This window comes from Carboxylicivirga caseinilyticus, assembly GCF_050589785.1.
Classification (GTDB): Bacteria; Bacteroidota; Bacteroidia; order Bacteroidales; family Marinilabiliaceae; genus Carboxylicivirga; species Carboxylicivirga caseinilyticus.
Map to the genome: position 1 here is coordinate 76,427 of NZ_JBNGOX010000014.1, position 17,768 is coordinate 94,194.

Here is a 17,768-nt window from a genome sequence, read left to right on the forward strand (position 1 = left end):
TCAGATTATACAGATTACTTTTGTTACAAAAAAAAAATCTGTGTATCTGCGTAATCTGTGGTTATAGATTAAAAAGCTTTTAGTCTTCTAACTGATAGCTGTTCATTAAAGTGAATTCTTCCTGTAATGAAAGATCATTGGAATTAGAACCTGTCATTACCCTGAATTCACCTGCTTCAACTGCCCATTGTTTATCAACATTCCATAATCTCAAATCCTGTTTACCCAAAGTAAAGGTAAAAGTCTTTGTCTCACCGGCCTTTATCATTTGTTTATCAAATGCCTTTAATGATTTAACCGGCGTAGTTACCGACGATTTTAAATCCCGAACGTAAATCTGAACTACTTCTTTACCATCTACCTTAGAAGTGTTGGTAACATCAACACTCACATTCACTTTAAAGTCACCTGCAGACTCATCAACAGCCACTTTAAGGTTATTATATTCGTATGTTGAATAAGATAAACCGTATCCGAAAGGATACAAAGGCTGATCATCTTTATCAACATAGCGATAGATAGTTGTAGGCTTTTGATTGTAATATATGGGTAGCTGACCAACCGACTTGGCAACCGAAACCGGCATTCGTCCTGATGGGTTTGTTTTACCAAACAATACGTTGGCAATGGCATTTCCGCCTTGCTCACCTGCAAACCAGGCTTCAACCAAAGCATTTGCATTTTCCGAAACCCAGTTGGTAGCCAATGGACGACCGTTTTGCAATACAACAATATATGGTTTGCCCGTTTTGTGTACTTCTTTAATCAATTCTTCCTGATCGGATGACAATCCTAGAGTCGCCACATCACGATTTTCATTTACTGTTTTGGTATTTTCTCCCACTGTGATGATAGCCAGATCAGATTGACGCGCAAGCTTCACTGCACGGGCAATACCTTCGTTCTTTTTCGACCATCGTAAAGATGCTGTTGCATGCCATTGATTGTCGTAAAATTCGTATCGAATATTGTATCTAACTCCTTTTTTGAAATTGTATTTAGCTCTGGTAATAGGTGTTGTTCCTTTCCAGGCATCAATCACCAACTCATCGTTGATGTACAAGCGCGAACCATCATCAGAGCTGGTACCAACCCAGCCGTTTACATCCACATCAGTTTTGATATATCCTTCCCAACGAGCCGAAAAGAAATCATCTTCAATACCCGGGTAAGGATTCCAGGGCCATTCGAAATCAACCAATTCATCAACACGAGTCAGTACTGGTTCTCCTTTCAATTCCATATTGTTGAAGAATGAGGCCTTCAGGCCTTTCTCACCATTTCCATGGAAAAGATACTTACTGTCAATAACTGTTCCTCGCTCAACAATAGTTGCTCCCTGTTCATACACAAATTGTGTCTCTGGTGAAGCAGCTTTTAAACCAGCTATAAGCGAAACCCCTTCAGCATCAGCTGCGGTGTAACCACCCAGTTCAGCATAGTTGGCCAAAGGACCTAATACAGCAATCTTCTTATATTTATTGGCTTCCAATGGAAGGATTCCGTCGTTCTCCAACAACACAATTCCCTCCTCTGCAATATTTAAAGCAGTTTGAATATGATCATCACAATGGTAATATTCATCAATTCTTTCCTGTGTAATAAAAGGCTCTTCAAACAAACCGAGGCGAAACTTGGTATAAAGGATTCCTTTAACTGCGCGATTGATGTATTTCTCATCCAATTTACCTGTTTGCACCAGATCAATTAAAGTAGCCTGATAAGTACTGTCGGTGAAATCATAGAACTGCATATCCATACCAGCTTTTGTTGCTTTGCGGATTGCATCCTGTGGAGACTCAGCAAAGTGATGTACATTCCAAAGGAAACGCATGGCACCAAGGTCTGATACAGTATATCCTTTAAATCCCCATTCATTGCGCAATACATCAGTTAATAACCATTCGTTTCCGATACATGGGATTCCGTCCAACTCAGAATAAGCCGACATCACATTTAAGGCACCTGCCTCTTTGATGGCACGCTCAAACGCAGGTAGAAAATCCATTCGGGCAGTACGCTCGCCTAGCAATACTGGTGAGGCATTCGATCCAGAGATAGGTGCTGAATGAACAGCATAATGCTTGGGTCCTGCCACCATCGAAAAAGGTGATTTAGGATCAAGGCCACCCATTCCTTGAATGATCTGCACTCCAATTTCTGAAGTTAAATAAGTATCTTCTGAATATAATTCGGCTACTCTACCCCAGCGTGGCTCGCGGGCAATACCTAAAGTAGGACCTAAAGCAACATGAGCCCCATGAATACGGGCTTCGGTACCAATAACCTTACCCACTTTATTCATCAGTTCTTTATTCCATGAAGCTCCCATACCTATTGGCATTGGAAAAACAGTTGCTCCCTGAGTCAGATAGCCATGAAGCATCTCTTCCATCAACATCACCGGAATACCTAAACGAGAGTTTTCCATGGTAATACGTTGTACCGTATTATACTCTTCAGCAGTTTTAGGATAGAAATCATGAATTGATCCCAATCCCAGATCTCCAACCTGCTCTGTAACTTTTTCCTTATTAATCTCACCATCCACTTTCAGATAATCACCCCGGGTCATGTTCATCTGACGCACCTTTTCCTGCAGCGTCATCTCCTTCAAAAGAAGTTCCGCTCGTGTCTCTTCCGGTAACGATGCATCTTTCCACCCCTCTGTCCTTCCGCAGGCCGAAACCATCAGGGCAATTAACAGTATTTGTGCAATCCTTTTCATATATTTTATTTTATTATTCTCTAAAACAGATCAATTTCTGCTATAGCAGCCTGTTGGCTGTCACCAGCAATTTCCTTTGTTGTAATTCTTACAAATTGAGCCTCAACCGACTCTTTGAAGTAATGCGTACGGGTTGTTGGCATATTTATCAGATTACCAAACTCAAAATCATCTGCCTTAACCCATGATTTTCCGTTACTACTTATCTCTACCACACCGCGCTGGATCATTCCTTCTTTGTTTTCTTTTTGTGGAGTATAAGAAAATCCTTTCAAGATTTTTAACTCCGAAAGATCAATGGTAATAGTATGTTTATGTCCGGCATTTGTCAACCAGTATGTTTCAACATCTGCATCAATGGCAAGAACTGCTTCGTGATCTTTCAGCTGAGAACTTGTGTTTTTCACTTTCCAATCTTTTTTAATCAACCCAACATTCTGAAGTAAAACAGGACCCTGCTTTCCATTATTAAAAGCTCGGGCTTTCACTTCAGCTGATTCAATCAATACAGGTTCAGTAAACAGCTCAGATTCCATCGTTGGCTCAGATCCATCCAACGTATATCTGATTTGCAGATTTTTATTCAAATTAGCTACAGGATCCAACCCATGTAATTTCCAGCGAAAAACATGCTTACTGGGTTCAATGGTTACTTTTCCTTCGATATCGCGTGTCAGCTGCAACTGAGGAGGCTGAACATCGCAATAATAAGCAGCTATATTTGCTATTGCCGGATAATAACGCGAATCAAGAACAGTGAACCGGAACTTATCGGAAGTAACCTGAGGGAAACGAAGAATTCGTTTATATCCAATATTAGTTCCTTTTGCAATCTCCTTCCATTCACCTTTAATCCAGGCTTCCACTTTATGGTCAGCAACACGCTCGCCATGCGACTGAATAGCTTCCTGAATTACAAAACGATTAATGGTTACAGGCTCCTTAGTGGTAATCTCAATACTGTTGTTTGTTTCATCAAGCAATTCAAAAGTGGAAGTATTTCCATCCAATACCTTAGTTGAACCGGCTGCTGATGCAAACAAATTAGTTCCGTAAGTATTTTTAATTCTTTCACCTGTTTCTTTCAATACTTTGACATCCTCATCAGAAAATAAACCATCACGATTTGGAGGTATATTTAACAGGAAGATTGAGTTTCCACCCACTGAGCGCTCATACATATCAAAAACATCATCTGTACTTCGTACCATTTGTGTAAGATCGTCACGATAAAACCATCCTTCGCGAATTGATGTATTGGTTTCGGCTGGTTGATAATGCAAATACTTTCCTTGCACCAGCTTCTCCTCACTTGCCAGATCATGATCCATCAAATCCGGAAACATATTCATAGTTTGAGGATTATCCTGATAAGGAATCACATTCCATTCTGTATTGCGGGTATCTCCTTCCTCGTTACCACACCAACGAATATCTTCTTTACCAAAGATAACTGCATCGGGTGCCAACTCTTTAATCATCTTTCTCCAGGCTCGGTAATTATACTTTTGACCACCTTTATGTTTTGGGTGAGCTCCATCGAACCAAACCTCATGAATGGGTCCATACTCAGTGAGTAATTCAAAAAGCTGATTCATAAAATACTCATTGTAATCGTCCACATTGGCGGTAAAAGTGGCTTTATTTTCAAACGGACGACCTTTTACAGGGCGAGGAATAACTCTATCGGTATATGAACTCAGGTTTCCATATAAACCATCAAGGCTTTCAATCTGGTATAAATCGGCAGGCGAAAGATAGATACCCAGCTTTAATCCATATTTTTGACACGATGCAGATAAGTGTTTTAACACATCTCCTTTTCCATTTTCAAAAGGAGACGACATTACACCATGTTTAGTGTAACGACTTTGCCATAAGACAAAACCGTCATGATGTTTGGCAGTAAAAATAACTTTTGTCATGCCGGCTGCCTTAATGCTTTCGCACCATTGGTCAGTATTAATATTTTGAAGGTTAAAAACCATTGGATCTTCAAAGCCATTACCCCACTCTTTTTGGGTGAAAGTATTAGGACCAAAGTGTATAAAAGCAATAAACTCATCTTCTAAAGCTTTGATTTGCTCCTGAGTAGGAACAACGTGAGCTGCCTTTAAGATAATACTATCTGGCGTATCTGTCTCTGTAACAGCAATAGTATTGGCAGTTTTCATTAATAAACCTGACGGTCCGTTACAACCGACGATTAAAGACAAAACAAACAGGCAAAAGACAATGCGTTTTTCCATACTTTATTTCTTTTTTAAGAATGGTTTTAATATGATTCAAAAATCTGTTTTAGTTTGCTTAAAAACAACATTTCGAAACTAAATAAAAGTTAAAACAAACTTTTTATAAGTATTTTGATTGCAAATATAAGGTTTTAAAACAAAAGTAGTTCTTCTGAAATTGTCCAATTATTCTAAAACAAGATCCTTTTATCTAGCTTACACATTCATTATCAATTTATTTAATCTTTCTTAGATATTCAATAATTGAATCTACCGGAATGAAGTGATTATTTATTAAGCAGCAACAGAATCGCGATAAAAAGAATAATTACAACATTTATCATCCACTATTTCATTAGCTTATACAGACATTCCACTTTGAATCTTTACTTAGCCTAAAATGATAATAAACTCATTTTAATTCATGCACATTCATGCAATTATCAACACAAATATATGCACATAATTTTATTAACTTACTATGAAATACCGAATTAATTGCATATAAATGCGTTTTATCGCCATATTAAGAGTAGTTAATTATCAAAAACAGCATTATAACTTTAACATAAAAAGCGACACTACAAACCAACCCCAAAATTAGTCTATCAATCTATTTATCTTTACTTTAAAACATTAAATACCAAACAAAAATTGAACTTATCATAGAATTATTCAATATCAAAAACTTTAAAATAATGCTGATTAAAAGAAAAATTAACACCAAACATGCAAATACATGCAAATAAGAAATTAAATTTGCATTAACTAAATAGCAAAATCTGTATCAATCATGTTGAAATATATCTTCACCTTTTCACTGATCATTACTCTGGCATCTTGTACAAGCAAACAAGAATCAATTGGAGATAAAGAGATAGAAATTTTTCAGAATCAAGCCATCAACTTTAATCCGGAAGAGAACACAACCAATCTGAGTGATGATATTATCAAAATAGACAACGGCAGAATCATTCTCAAAAAAGTATCCTTACCAAAGTATTCAAAACATGTGAACATCAGCATTGAAGCCGAAATTGTTTCAGCTGGTGATCCATGGGATAAAACAGGATCATTATTTATCATTCCATCATCAAGCAACATAAACTTTTTAACGGAACACGATGCTTTTGTTGATATTTATAAAGACACAAAAGACGAAGACTTGTTTGCAGGCATAATTCCAACAGGTAAATATTCGCCTGCAATTGAGCTCCTACGTTTTATGACTCCTTTTGGCGTTGGTCATTTCTCTCACGATGACCAAATTCTGAAACGCAAACCTGTTTACATTCCTCACTGGGAAGAAAAAGTAACCTGGATACAAGACATCACTCAGCTTTGCAGCGAACTGGAAAATGAAGTATGGATAGGGGCCTTTGTTGATGTTTGGACAAAACAAGGATATGCCATTTCTGCCAAATTAAAATACCAGGAGTCAAAGGCTGAAGTTTATAAAAAGGAAGAAACAAAGGTGATTCCATTAGCCAATACAATGCGCTACATTAGTCCTCAGCGATTATTCGATGGATTCAGCCGAAACGACATCACCTATGATTTTGAAGTAACAGACGATTTTTCAACAGCACAGTTGTACTATATCACAACCGGGCATGGTGGGCATAGCGAGGGTGATGAATTTGTTAAGAAAGAAAATATTGTATCTGTAAACGGAACGGTCCTTTATAAAGATATCCCCTGGAGAGACGATTGCGCATCATATCGTCGATTCAATCCTCACTCTGGCGTTTGGACCATGAAAAGAACGGCTCGCGTTGGCAACCTTAGAACAGGCGATACCAAAGAATCAGAAATTGAAGAATTCATAGCTTCATCTGATTTATCCAGATCGAACTGGTGCCCGGGCTCCCAGATTGAACCAATGGTTTTTAATGTAACGAACCTGAAAAAAGGAAGAAACAGCATAACAATCAGCATACCAGAAGCTCAACCTGAAACCATCAATGAGTTGAATCACTGGAATGTTTCAGCCTACATTGTTTTAACCCGATAATCTTGCTAAAATAATGAATCAACCATGTTAAAAGAAGAAAGACAAAATATCATCTTAGAAAAAATCAAACAATCATCTAAGGTATTATCATCAGAGCTAAGCATTGATTTAAATGTTTCGGAAGACACCATTCGGCGCGATTTAAAAGAACTGTCGCAACAAGGTTTGATTCGTAAGGTGCATGGTGGAGCCATCTTAACCGATTCATCATCGTACATACCCATGAAATACGATGACAGAAAAACATTTGCAGCTGAAGAAAAACAATTGATTGCTCAAAAGGCAGTTTCATTGCTCAAAGATGATATGCTGATATTTATTGACGGAGGAACCACCAATCTGGAAATAGCAAAACAGCTACCTTCTGATATTAAACTATCGGTCATGACCAATTGTCTGCCAGTTGCATCGGAATTATTATCAAAAAGTAATGTTCATACTTACTTCTTAGGTGGAGAATTTTTGTCTGATGTACCCATTACAGTGGGCACAGATACTCTAAACCTGCTAAACGAAGTAAATGCCGACATATTTTTTATTGGAACACGAAGCCTTAGTATCGACAGAGGTCTTACTGATATTGACAGGTCGGAAGTATTGGTCAAACGTAAAATGTCTGAACGAAGTGCTAAAACAGTTTCAGTTGCACTGAGCGAAAAACTTGATTCGGTTCAGAATTTCAACATCATACCCATTGAAAAACTGGATATTTTAATAACAGAGCTCAATCCGGACAATCCAATATTAAAACCTTATATAAAACTTGGTTCTTTACAAGTAATATAAACCAAAAAAATAGTAGGCAACTACTAATCTCAGATAAAATTGAAAGTAGTAAACAGAAGCAATGTATAAATTAGAAGTTAGCACTTACAGTATTGAAGGTGTAAAAGAAGCATTAAAATTGGGAGTTGACAGACTGGAGCTATGTGCCAACATTAAAGAAGGCGGAACTACTCCCAGCTTTGGCTTTATAAAGGCAGCCTTGAACACAGGCCACTCCAATGTATTTATTATAGTTAGGCCACGTGGAGGTGATTTTCTTTATTCGAATGATGAATTTGATATCATAAAAAAAGACATCATCGAAGCGAAAAAAATGGGCGTTCACGGTGTTGTGTGCGGCATTTTAAATGCAGATGGATCAATCGACAAATGCAGAACAAGACAACTGGTAGAATTAGCAGAACCTATGAAATTCACCTTTCATCGCGCTTTTGACATGTCGTGTGACTATAAAAAATCATTAGCAGATTTAATTGACTTAAAAGTAGATACCGTATTAACTTCGGGAACAAAAGAAACTGCTTTAGAAGGAAAAGAAATCATTAAAGAACTGGTTGAAATAGCTGCAGGTAAAATAAATATTTTGGTTGGAAGCGGTGTTAATGCCAGTAATATTGAAGAATTGCAAGTTGCAACAGGCGCCAATGAATTTCACATGTCGGCAGTTAAAATGATTCAGTCGGAAATGACTTTTACCAACAACAATTTAAATATGGGTAACATCGAATCAGAAGAATACCTTAAACAGACCGTTGACGAAGAAAAGATTGAAGCCGCAATGAAAGTTATTAAAAAACTGAACAACACATTATAAATCTTACTAAACATCGATAAAACTCAGTCCTATGTTACAAAGATTATTACAACTATCATTCATATTCATCCTCGCAATCCTTTATTCCTGTTCTTCCAGGGATCAGGCATTAAAAAGCTACGAATTGAATGCAGACTGGACTTTTCGTCAGGCTGATGAAGAAAGCTGGCATCCTGCCATTGTTCCGGGTAACGTACATATCGACCTTGAAAACGCTGGAATTATTGATAATCCGTTTTATGGAACCAATGAGGATAGCGTACAATGGGTCGAACATAAAGACTGGGTTTATCAGGGTGAATTTACAATTAATGATGAAACACTGAATTTTGATAATATAGAATTAGAATTTCTGGGATTGGACACCTATGCTGATGTAACATTAAATGGTCATAAACTATTTAGTTCGGAGAATATGTTTCTTGCCTACAGCAGTGAGGTAAAGCAGTATTTAAAGAAAGGCACCAATAAGCTTGAGGTTCTTTTTCATTCACCCATTAAAATGGCAATGCCTTTGCATAAAAAGGCAAAATATACCTATCCTGCCGATAACGACCGATCGGAAGAACATTTGAGTGTATACACCCGCAAGGCGCCCTATCATTATGGTTGGGATTGGGGCCCACGCTTTGTTACTTCAGGCATTTGGCGTCCTGTTAAAATAAACGCCTGGAATGATGCCCGTTTTAACGATGTTCAGTTTGTACAAAACACTTTGAGTGAAGAAAAAGCAGAAATAACCTTCAACTACGAAATAGAAGCATCAACAGCTTCAAATGCAACCGTTTCCTTAACTTTTGGAAGTATCGAAGCCAACAAAGAAGTTGAACTTCAGAAAGGGAAAAACAGAGTATCCATTGATATTACAGTTGATAATCCAGAAATCTGGTGGCCCAATGGCATGGGTGAACAAAAACTATATGCTGTCACATCTGAATTAAAAACCAATAGTCAGCTTTTGGATTCAAAGAGTCAAAAAATTGGTTTGAGAACCATTGAAGTTATTAATCAACCTGATTCTTTAGGCGTTAGTTTCTACTTCAAGGTAAATGGCACTCCAACTTATATGCGTGGGGTAAATTACATACCAAATGATATCTTTTTAGGCAGAATGACTGATTCTGTTTACCAAAACAACTTCAATGATTTATTGGCCTCTAATATGAACATGGTTCGGATTTGGGGTGGTGGTGTTTACGAAGACGATCGCTTCTTCGACCTGGCAGACGAAAAAGGTATTTTATTATGGCAGGATTTTATGTTTGCCTGTACTATGTATCCGTCGGATGATGTGTTTCTGGCAAATGTGGCCAACGAAGCAGAATACAACATCAAACGCCTGCGTAATCACCCAAGTTTGGCAATCTGGTGTGGTAACAACGAGATAAATGTTGGATGGCATAATTGGGGGTGGCAACAAACTTATGGCTATACCGAAGAAGATCAAAAAGAGCTTCTGGAAGGATACAACAAATTATTTCATCAATTATTACCAAACAAACTCAAAGAACTGGATCCACAACGTTTCTATTACGATTCATCACCCATCAGTAACTGGGGTGATATCAATGATATGAAGATAGCCGACAACCACTATTGGGGTGTATGGTGGGGCAAACATGAATTTGAAAAGATGAACGAATATGTTCCTCGATTTATGAGCGAATTTGGCTTTCAATCCTTCCCTTCGATGGAAACAATAAAAACTTTTTCGGAAGAAAAGGACTGGGACATTGAATCCGATGTGATGAAGACCCATCAAAAGAGCTCAATTGGCAATGTAACCATTAAAGAATACATGCAACGCGATTATAATATGCCAACCAACTTCGTAGATTTTGTCTACCTCAACCAGGTAATGCAGGCTGAAGGTATGCGCATTGGTTTTGAAGCTCAGCGTCGCAATAAACCTTTCTGCATGGGTTCACTTTACTGGCAACTAAACGATGTTTGGCCGGTGGTGTCATGGTCGGGAATTGATTATTATGGACGTTGGAAGGCCATGCAGTATTTCATCAAAAAAGCGTATGAACCGGTAATCACTTCCTCAGTAATGGATAATGATTATCTTCAGGTCAATCTGATTTCAGATAAAATTACTGAAACCAATGTGACAAGCTCCTTACAAATTATACAACTCGATGGCACCGTTATATGGGAACAAAACAAAGAATACAAACTGGAACCAAATGCAAACCAGGTTATTCTGAAAACTCCTTTAAAACAATTGATTGGAAGCATTGCTAAAAACAAGGTTATACTTGTAATGAATACTGTATACGATTCAAACCAAACCGAGACAACCTTCTTATTCTCTAAAGTGAAGCAACTTGCTTTGCAGAATCCTGATGTTGATATTAAGGTTATTGAGAATGGAAATATAGCTGAAGTAACTCTTAAAAGTTATGCATTTGTAAAAAACATTGAGTTAGTAGCTGAAGGTATCGATGGCAAATGGAGCGATAATTACTTTGATATGATTCCCGAGAAAGAATATAAAATCAGTTTTAACAGCAACAATCCAATTCATGATCTGAAATCCAAATTGCAAGTTAAATCTGTAAAAAATACCTACTAGTCATGAATAAATTATTATTGTTTGCATTACTTGCCTTAGTAACCTTTTCGTGCAAAGGCAAGTACGACGAAGAATTAACAAAAGCTCTGGAATTAAGCGGCAACAACCGGGCTCAACTGGAAAAGACCATTGAACACTACGATGGAGAACAACAGGAGGCAGCTAAATTTCTGATCAGATATATGCCTGAGCGTGATCTGACTACATTGAATTTTGAATTTCTGACGGAGAATATAGATTATGCCTATGTTGCACGCGAAGAATTTCCCTGGGCTCAGGCTCTGGATAAGGAAACCTTTTTCAACGAGGTACTCCCCTATGTTTCATTGAACGAAACCCGCGAACGCTGGCGTGCTGATTTCTACACCCGTTTTAAAAAATATCTTACTGATGCCAAAACTATTGAAGATGCCATCTGGGCCATCAACAATAATATTTTAAATGAGGTGAACGTTGAATACAATACCAAGCGTAATAAGCCTGATCAGAGTCCATACGAATCAATGGAGATAAACATGGCTTCCTGTTCAGGGTTATCCATTCTTTTGGTTGATGCCTTTCGTGCAGTTGGAATTCCTTCACGTGTTGCCGGAACACCCAATTGGTACAACAATTCAGGTAATCACAACTGGGTTGAAGTAAAAGTGAACGGCCAATGGCATTTTACCGAATATTATCCTTCCGGAACATTTGATGAAGCCTGGTTTTTGGAACGTGCAGGTAAAGCTAATGATGAAGATGCCTATCAATGGATTTATGCTTCCTCATACAAACCAACAGAAATAACTTTCCCCCTTGTTTGGGACGAAAATATCAAATATGTATATGCTACCAACGAAACACCTCGATACAAAAGGCTTTACGCTGAACAAAATCTGGGTGTGGTTAATGGCATTCCTGTTCAGGTTATTATGTTATTAGGTGACCAATGCAGCATTAGTGGCAATAACCGTGTTAAAGCAGAAGTTAAATTGCTTAACAACGGCTCAGTGGCTGACAGTGGATATACCAGTGGACCCGAAGATGATATGAATCGTTATCTGACTTTTCCGCTTGATAAGAATAAAAAATATGAACTTCAGTTCGTCAACTCAAAAGGAGAAACCATTACTCAATCATTTGGGACGGAAGACCAGGAAGAACAAATTATTCTGAGTTATTAATAAATCAGTCAAAATGAATGTTAGATAATTAGAAATTACAATTCATAAAAGTAAAAAAGCATTGAAGAAGTTACTGATCATTCTATTTTTAGCAGCAACCATTGGTTTACAGGCTCAGGAATTCAACTTTATTGAACCTGAACAATACTTGTGTTATAAAATCGACCATGACTTTACCATTGATGGAAACATCAATAAAACGGAGTGGCAAAAGGCAGATTGGACTCACCTTTTTGTTGATATTGAAGGAAGAGATTTTAAAAAGCCTTATTACAATACAAGAGCCAAAATGCAATGGAGCGATCAGTACCTTTATTTTGCTTTTGAATTAAAGGATCATCATATCTGGGCCAATATCACTCAGAAAGATGCCGTAATTTTCCATGATAACGACATTGAGATTTTTATTGATGCCAATGGAGATACTCACAATTATCTCGAACTTGAATTAAACGCCTTGAATACGGTTTGGGATTTATTTCTAACAAAACCCTATCGTGAAGGCAGTCCTGTTTTAAACGAATTTGATTTTGTGGGATTACAAACGGCAGTGCAAATAAATGGCACATTGAACAATCCACATGATGAAGATGATTCATGGACAGTGGAAGTAGCCATTCCATGGTCAAATCTGGTTACCACATTTACTCATCGTCGTTTACCTCATCATGGAGAAAATATGCGCATGAACTTTTCACGGGTTCAATGGGAAACTCAGGTAGTTGATGACAAGTATGAAAAAGTCCGAAACCCTGAAACAGCCAAACCTCTTCCTGAAAACAACTGGATTTGGTCGCCAATGGGTGTAATTGATATGCACCGTCCGGAGCTTTGGGGAATAGTAACATTCGTTGATCAACCAATTAATCAATCTTTCTTCAATAAAGATGAGGAGATATTACGACAGTTATTATCGCACATTTACAAAGTACAGCGAAGTGAGTATCGAAAAACCGGAAAATACTTTCACACACCTGATCAGTTAAACATTACAAATGAATTACTTGCAAAATATAACATCCATATGGATGTACTCGAATATTCATTTGAATTAAAAGGATCTACTCCTGATAATAAAGTCAGTTATTATTGTAATACCGAAGGTCGTTTAGTTAAAATCCAATAAAGTAAAGTCTATGAAGTTACCTGTTTTATTTATAGCATTGTTTTCTTTGATATTCGTATCCTGTTCGACAAAAAAGCAGGAAGTAGAAACCAAAAACTGGATCTGGGTTTATGCCAACAAGGACAAAACAACTGATGAGTGGACTCAACAGTTGGAGCAATACAATAAAATAGGAATTAAAGCCATTTTACTGGGAGCAAATAAGGAGGTATTACAAAGGGTAATACCATTGGCACATCAGAAAAACATTGAGGTACACGCCTGGATGTGGACTTTAAACCGCAACGGCGATACGATAGCTGCACAAAATCCCAATTGGTTTTCAGTAAATCGTTTGGGTGAATCGTGTTACGACAAAAAGCCCTATGTTAATTATTACAGCTGGGTGTGCCCTTCCATTCCTGAGGTACAAAAGCACATTTTAAAACAGGTAGCCGATCTTCTAAAAATCGAAGGTCTTGACGGCATACATCTCGATTACGTAAGATATTCCGATGCTATCTTACCCAAAGGATTATGGAAAAAATACGATTTAGTTCAAGACAAAGTTTATCCGGAATGGGATTACGGTTACAACCCTTCCAATCTTAAATTTTTCAAAGCCTTGTACGGATATAACCCGGTAGATCTGAAAGATCCGAACACAGATGAAAACTGGGTTGAATTCAGACTAAATACGGTTACTGAATTGGTGAATAAAATTGCCGATCTGGTTCATAGTCAAAACAAACAACTGACAGCGGCAGTATTTCCTTCGCCTCGAATGGCTCGCGAAATGGTTTACCAGGCTTGGGACCAATGGAATCTTGATGCAGCACTTCCAATGATCTACCACAATTTTTACGAAGAAGACCTGGACTGGATTGGTGAGACAACAGCAGATGGTGTGGCAACAATTGATGGAAAATTCCCCATCTACACAGGTTTGTTTGTACCTGATTTAAAAGATGGTGATTTAAAAGCTGCAACTAAAATTGCCATTGGATCAGGCGCTGAAGGATGGGCTTTGTTCGATGCCGGTTCATTTGAAAGATTACATCAATCTAAAATTGAATAAAATGAGAATATATTCAGGCATTATAATCAGCCTTCTTCTGTGGTCATGTTCAAATAAACAGATTGCCACCAATAATGATACAAGTTTACTAAGCTATGTGAATCCTTTTATGGGCACAGACGGACCTGGTAACACCTACCCCGGAGCCCAATTTCCCTTCGGTGCTGTTCAGTTAAGTCCGGATCATGGATTAAGTGGCTGGGATCGCATATCGGGTTACTCCTACCCCGACACCATCATTAGTGGATTTAGTCATATGCATTTAAGCGGCACCGGTGCTGGCGATTTATACGACCTGCTCTTCATGCCCATCAACAATCGTAGTTCAAGAACGATCAAGGAGAATGGTAACCGCCCCTTTTCAGTTTTCTCCCACTCTGAAGAGGGAGCCTCTCCGGGATACTATTGGGTGATGCTTCAGGACTTTGGTATAAAGGCAGAAATGACGGCAACCACCCGAGGCGGAGTTCAACGCTACCACTTTCCCGCCGACGCAGGTAAAGCCGTTATTCTCGATTTGGGATATGCCTTAAATTGGGATGGCCCCACTGACACCTACATCAAAATTATTGATAACAATACTCTAATAGGTTATCGCTTATCATCTGGTTGGGCAGCCGACCAACGTGTGTATTTTAAAGCTGAGTTTTCAATACCCTTCAATACCTACCAGCTATTTGAAGAAGACAATGAAGTTCAATCAGAGGCTCATGCAAAACACACAAAAATCAAACTCAATTTCGACTCTAACCAGGAAGAAGTGATTGAGATTAAGGTATCATTGGCATCTTCTAATTTGGAAGGAGCCAAAGCCAACTTTGCTTCTGAATTAGCCAACAAAAGCTTTGCTGAAATAAAAGTGGAAGCGGAACAAGCATGGATGAATGAATTATCAAAGATTTCCATTGAATCCAATGATGAAGAGCTGAAGAAAACTTTTTATACCACACTTTATCAAACCATGTTGAATCCACGTGTTTTTTCTGATGTAAACGGGTATTATAAAGCTCCGAATGGAAAAACAGAACATGCTGATAATTTTACGCGTTATGAGTTATTCTCTCTATGGGATACTTTCAGAGCGGCTCATCCACTTTACACGATTATGCACCCAAACAGGGTTCAGGATATGGTTAAATCCTTCATGGCTCATTATCACGAGAGTGGATTATTACCTGTTTGGTCACTCGAGGGCAACGAAACCAATATGATGATTGGCTATCATTCGGTACCTGTTATTGTAGATGCTTATTTTAAAGGTTTATTGAATGATTTAAATGCTGAAGACCTGTATACGGCCTGCAAAGCATCTGCCATGCAGGATGCTCACCGAATAGACGAGTATAAAGCAAAAGGTTTTGTTACGGCAGATGAAAAGCATGAAAACTGGTCGGTATCCCTGACATTGGAATATGCTTATGATGATTGGTGCATTGCCCAATTGGCAAAAGATCTTGATAAGCAAGAAGACTATCAGTATTTCATGAAACGATCTGACAACTGGGCCAATCACTACGATGATGAAAGCTCTTTTCTGAGAACAATTGAAGCTGATGGTACCTTTATCAAACATTTTATACCTAAAGAATATACACATGATTACTGCGAATCGAATGCATGGCAGTATTTCTGGTTTGTTCCTCATAATATTCAAGGCTTGATAAATAAATTAGGTTCATCAGAACGGTTTGAAGAAAAACTGGATTCGATGTTTAGCTATTATCCCCAACCCGATGATAAACTTCCCATCTTCAGCACAGGTATAATAGGCCAGTATGCACATGGAAATGAACCAAGCCATCATGTTGGTTATTTGTACAATTTTATTGGTAAACCCTGGAAGACACAGGCAATCGTACGACAGATAGCTGAAAGTCAGTATTCCGCAACTCCAGATGGACATTGTGGAAACGAAGATTGTGGACAAATGTCGGCCTGGTTTGTGTATTCAGCTTTGGGCTTTTACCCGGTTAATCCGGCAGATGGCAACTATGTTATCGGAAGCCCTCTAATGAATAAAGCAACCATCCGACTAGAAAATGGCAAACAATTTGTTGTAAAAGCTGAGAATCTGTCAAAAGACAATATTTATATACAGGAAGCCATCCTTAATGGCAAAACACTGAAAAAATCCTACATCCGACACCAGGACATAATTAATGGAGGCGAGTTGATCTTTTTAATGGGATCAGAGCCCAATATTGACTTATGGACTGATACGAATGCTTATCCTCCGTCCGACGAACTAAAAGATTAGAACAATGAGTGGAAGAAGAAATTTTATTAAGATGGCTTTAATGGGAGGCGCTGCTATTGCTTCCCAGGGTTTAAAGGCACGAACTGCGAAAGCCAATGGTTTTAAAGGAAAATCCGGAAATAAGCCTTTGGTAATATCAACCTGGAACCATGGTATCCCGGCCAATGCCGAGGCATGGAAAATCTTAAGCAAAGGTGGAAAGTCGATTGATGCAGTTGAAAAAGGCGTAATGATTCCTGAAGGTGATCCAGAAATACGCAGCGTAGGCTATGGAGGATACCCTGACAGGGATGGTAATGTTACATTGGATGCTTCCATCATGGATTACAATATGGATACGGGAGCTGTCTGTTTCCTGCAAGGTATTAAACACCCAATTAATGTAGCCAGGTTGGTAATGGATAAAACACCTCATGTGATGCTATCCGGAGAAGGAGCATTGCAATTTGCCTTGGAACAAGGATTTAAAACCGAGAATCTATTAACCGAAAAATCCAGAAAAGACTGGGAAGAGTGGAAAAAGAAATCGGATTACAAACCGGTTATCAATATTGAAAATCATGATACTATAGGCATGTTGGCCATCGATAAAGAAGGTCGTGTAGCAGGAGCTTGCACCACATCAGGGGCATCATGGAAAATGTACGGACGTGTTGGTGATTCTCCTATTGTAGGTGCAGGTTTATTTGTTGATGGTGAGGTAGGCGGAGCCACAGCTACCGGCTTGGGAGAAGCAGTTATTCGCACTGCAGGTAGTGCCATTGTGGTTGAATTAATGCGTAATGGACTGTCTCCATTTGATGCCTGCAAAGAAGCCACTCATCGTATTTACAAACAGCACAAAGGCCGTCCTGAATTTGACTATCTGCAGGTTGGATTTATTGCCATCAACAAACATGGCGAATACGGTGGTTACAGCCTTCGCAAAGGATTTAACTATGCTGTTTACGACGAAAAGGCTGGTAATCGAATGGAAGATGCTGTATATTATTACGAAGAATAAACAAGAGGATT

Annotated in this window: 11 protein-coding genes; 9 read left to right on the forward strand and 2 right to left on the reverse strand. The window is 38.4% G+C overall.

Annotated features, from left to right (window positions below; translation table 11 throughout):
- Positions 1-79: 79 nt before the first annotated feature.
- Both ACRD62_RS09415 and ACRD62_RS09420 read right to left on the reverse strand, forming a co-directional pair.
- Positions 80-2,728 carry a glycoside hydrolase family 3 N-terminal domain-containing protein gene (locus ACRD62_RS09415; protein ID WP_430819870.1) on the reverse strand — a complete coding sequence of 883 codons (2,649 nt, stop codon included), beginning with the start codon at positions 2,726-2,728 and terminating at the stop codon, positions 80-82.
- A gap of 20 nt (positions 2,729-2,748) precedes the next feature.
- Positions 2,749-4,977, reverse strand: coding sequence for an alpha-L-fucosidase (locus ACRD62_RS09420; protein WP_430819871.1), 2,229 nt, complete (start codon positions 4,975-4,977; stop codon positions 2,749-2,751).
- Between the two features lie 775 nt (positions 4,978-5,752).
- On the opposite strand from ACRD62_RS09420, the gene ACRD62_RS09425 reads away from it, so the two are divergent.
- The 9 genes from ACRD62_RS09425 to ACRD62_RS09465 all read left to right on the forward strand — a co-directional run bounded on the left by ACRD62_RS09425 (position 5,753) and on the right by ACRD62_RS09465 (position 17,757).
- Positions 5,753-6,973 carry a PNGase F N-terminal domain-containing protein gene (locus ACRD62_RS09425; RefSeq protein ID WP_430819872.1) on the forward strand — a complete coding sequence of 407 codons (1,221 nt, stop codon included), beginning with the start codon at positions 5,753-5,755 and terminating at the stop codon, positions 6,971-6,973.
- Positions 6,974-6,997: 24 nt separating this feature from the next.
- The gene (locus tag ACRD62_RS09430) at positions 6,998-7,759 is read left to right on the forward strand and encodes a DeoR/GlpR family DNA-binding transcription regulator (protein WP_430819873.1); all 762 of its coding nucleotides are present in this window, start codon (positions 6,998-7,000) and stop codon (positions 7,757-7,759) included.
- 61 nt (positions 7,760-7,820) lie between these two features.
- Positions 7,821-8,573 carry a copper homeostasis protein CutC gene (locus ACRD62_RS09435; protein ID WP_430819874.1) on the forward strand — a complete coding sequence of 251 codons (753 nt, stop codon included), beginning with the start codon at positions 7,821-7,823 and terminating at the stop codon, positions 8,571-8,573.
- A gap of 31 nt (positions 8,574-8,604) precedes the next feature.
- Complete coding sequence (locus ACRD62_RS09440; protein WP_430819875.1) at positions 8,605-11,151, forward strand: beta-mannosidase; 2,547 nt, start codon at positions 8,605-8,607, stop codon at positions 11,149-11,151.
- Between the two features lie 2 nt (positions 11,152-11,153).
- On the forward strand, positions 11,154-12,314 hold the full coding sequence (locus ACRD62_RS09445; protein WP_430819876.1) for a transglutaminase-like domain-containing protein: 1,161 nt from the start codon (positions 11,154-11,156) through the stop codon (positions 12,312-12,314).
- A gap of 61 nt (positions 12,315-12,375) precedes the next feature.
- Positions 12,376-13,440, forward strand: a complete 1,065-nt coding sequence (locus tag ACRD62_RS09450; RefSeq protein ID WP_430819877.1) for a carbohydrate-binding family 9-like protein — start codon at positions 12,376-12,378, stop codon at positions 13,438-13,440.
- Between the two features lie 10 nt (positions 13,441-13,450).
- Positions 13,451-14,497: a family 10 glycosylhydrolase gene (locus ACRD62_RS09455; RefSeq protein ID WP_430819878.1), complete on the forward strand. Its 1,047-nt coding sequence runs from the start codon at positions 13,451-13,453 to the stop codon at positions 14,495-14,497.
- 1 nt (position 14,498) lies between these two features.
- A complete protein-coding gene (locus tag ACRD62_RS09460) occupies positions 14,499-16,754 on the forward strand; it encodes a GH92 family glycosyl hydrolase (RefSeq protein WP_430819879.1) in 2,256 nt (751 codons plus the stop codon).
- Positions 16,755-16,758: 4 nt separating this feature from the next.
- Positions 16,759-17,757 (forward strand): isoaspartyl peptidase/L-asparaginase family protein, encoded by a 999-nt coding sequence (locus ACRD62_RS09465; protein ID WP_430819880.1) that lies wholly within the window; start codon positions 16,759-16,761, stop codon positions 17,755-17,757.
- The last annotated feature ends 11 nt before the right edge of the window (positions 17,758-17,768 follow it).

Excerpts from the sequence above, each read along its gene's own strand:
- ACRD62_RS09415 (WP_430819870.1), bottom strand. The coding sequence starts at position 2,728 with ATGAAAAGGATTGCACAAATACTGTTAATTGCCCTGATGGTTTCGGCC.
- ACRD62_RS09420 (WP_430819871.1), bottom strand. The coding sequence starts at position 4,977 with ATGGAAAAACGCATTGTCTTTTGCCTGTTTGTTTTGTCTTTAATCGTC.
- ACRD62_RS09425 (WP_430819872.1), top strand. The coding sequence starts at position 5,753 with ATGTTGAAATATATCTTCACCTTTTCACTGATCATTACTCTGGCATCT.
- ACRD62_RS09430 (WP_430819873.1), top strand. The coding sequence starts at position 6,998 with ATGTTAAAAGAAGAAAGACAAAATATCATCTTAGAAAAAATCAAACAA.
- ACRD62_RS09435 (WP_430819874.1), top strand. The coding sequence starts at position 7,821 with ATGTATAAATTAGAAGTTAGCACTTACAGTATTGAAGGTGTAAAAGAA.
- ACRD62_RS09440 (WP_430819875.1), top strand. The coding sequence starts at position 8,605 with ATGTTACAAAGATTATTACAACTATCATTCATATTCATCCTCGCAATC.
- ACRD62_RS09445 (WP_430819876.1), top strand. The coding sequence starts at position 11,154 with ATGAATAAATTATTATTGTTTGCATTACTTGCCTTAGTAACCTTTTCG.
- ACRD62_RS09455 (WP_430819878.1), top strand. The coding sequence starts at position 13,451 with ATGAAGTTACCTGTTTTATTTATAGCATTGTTTTCTTTGATATTCGTA.
- ACRD62_RS09460 (WP_430819879.1), top strand. The coding sequence starts at position 14,499 with ATGAGAATATATTCAGGCATTATAATCAGCCTTCTTCTGTGGTCATGT.
- ACRD62_RS09465 (WP_430819880.1), top strand. The coding sequence starts at position 16,759 with ATGAGTGGAAGAAGAAATTTTATTAAGATGGCTTTAATGGGAGGCGCT.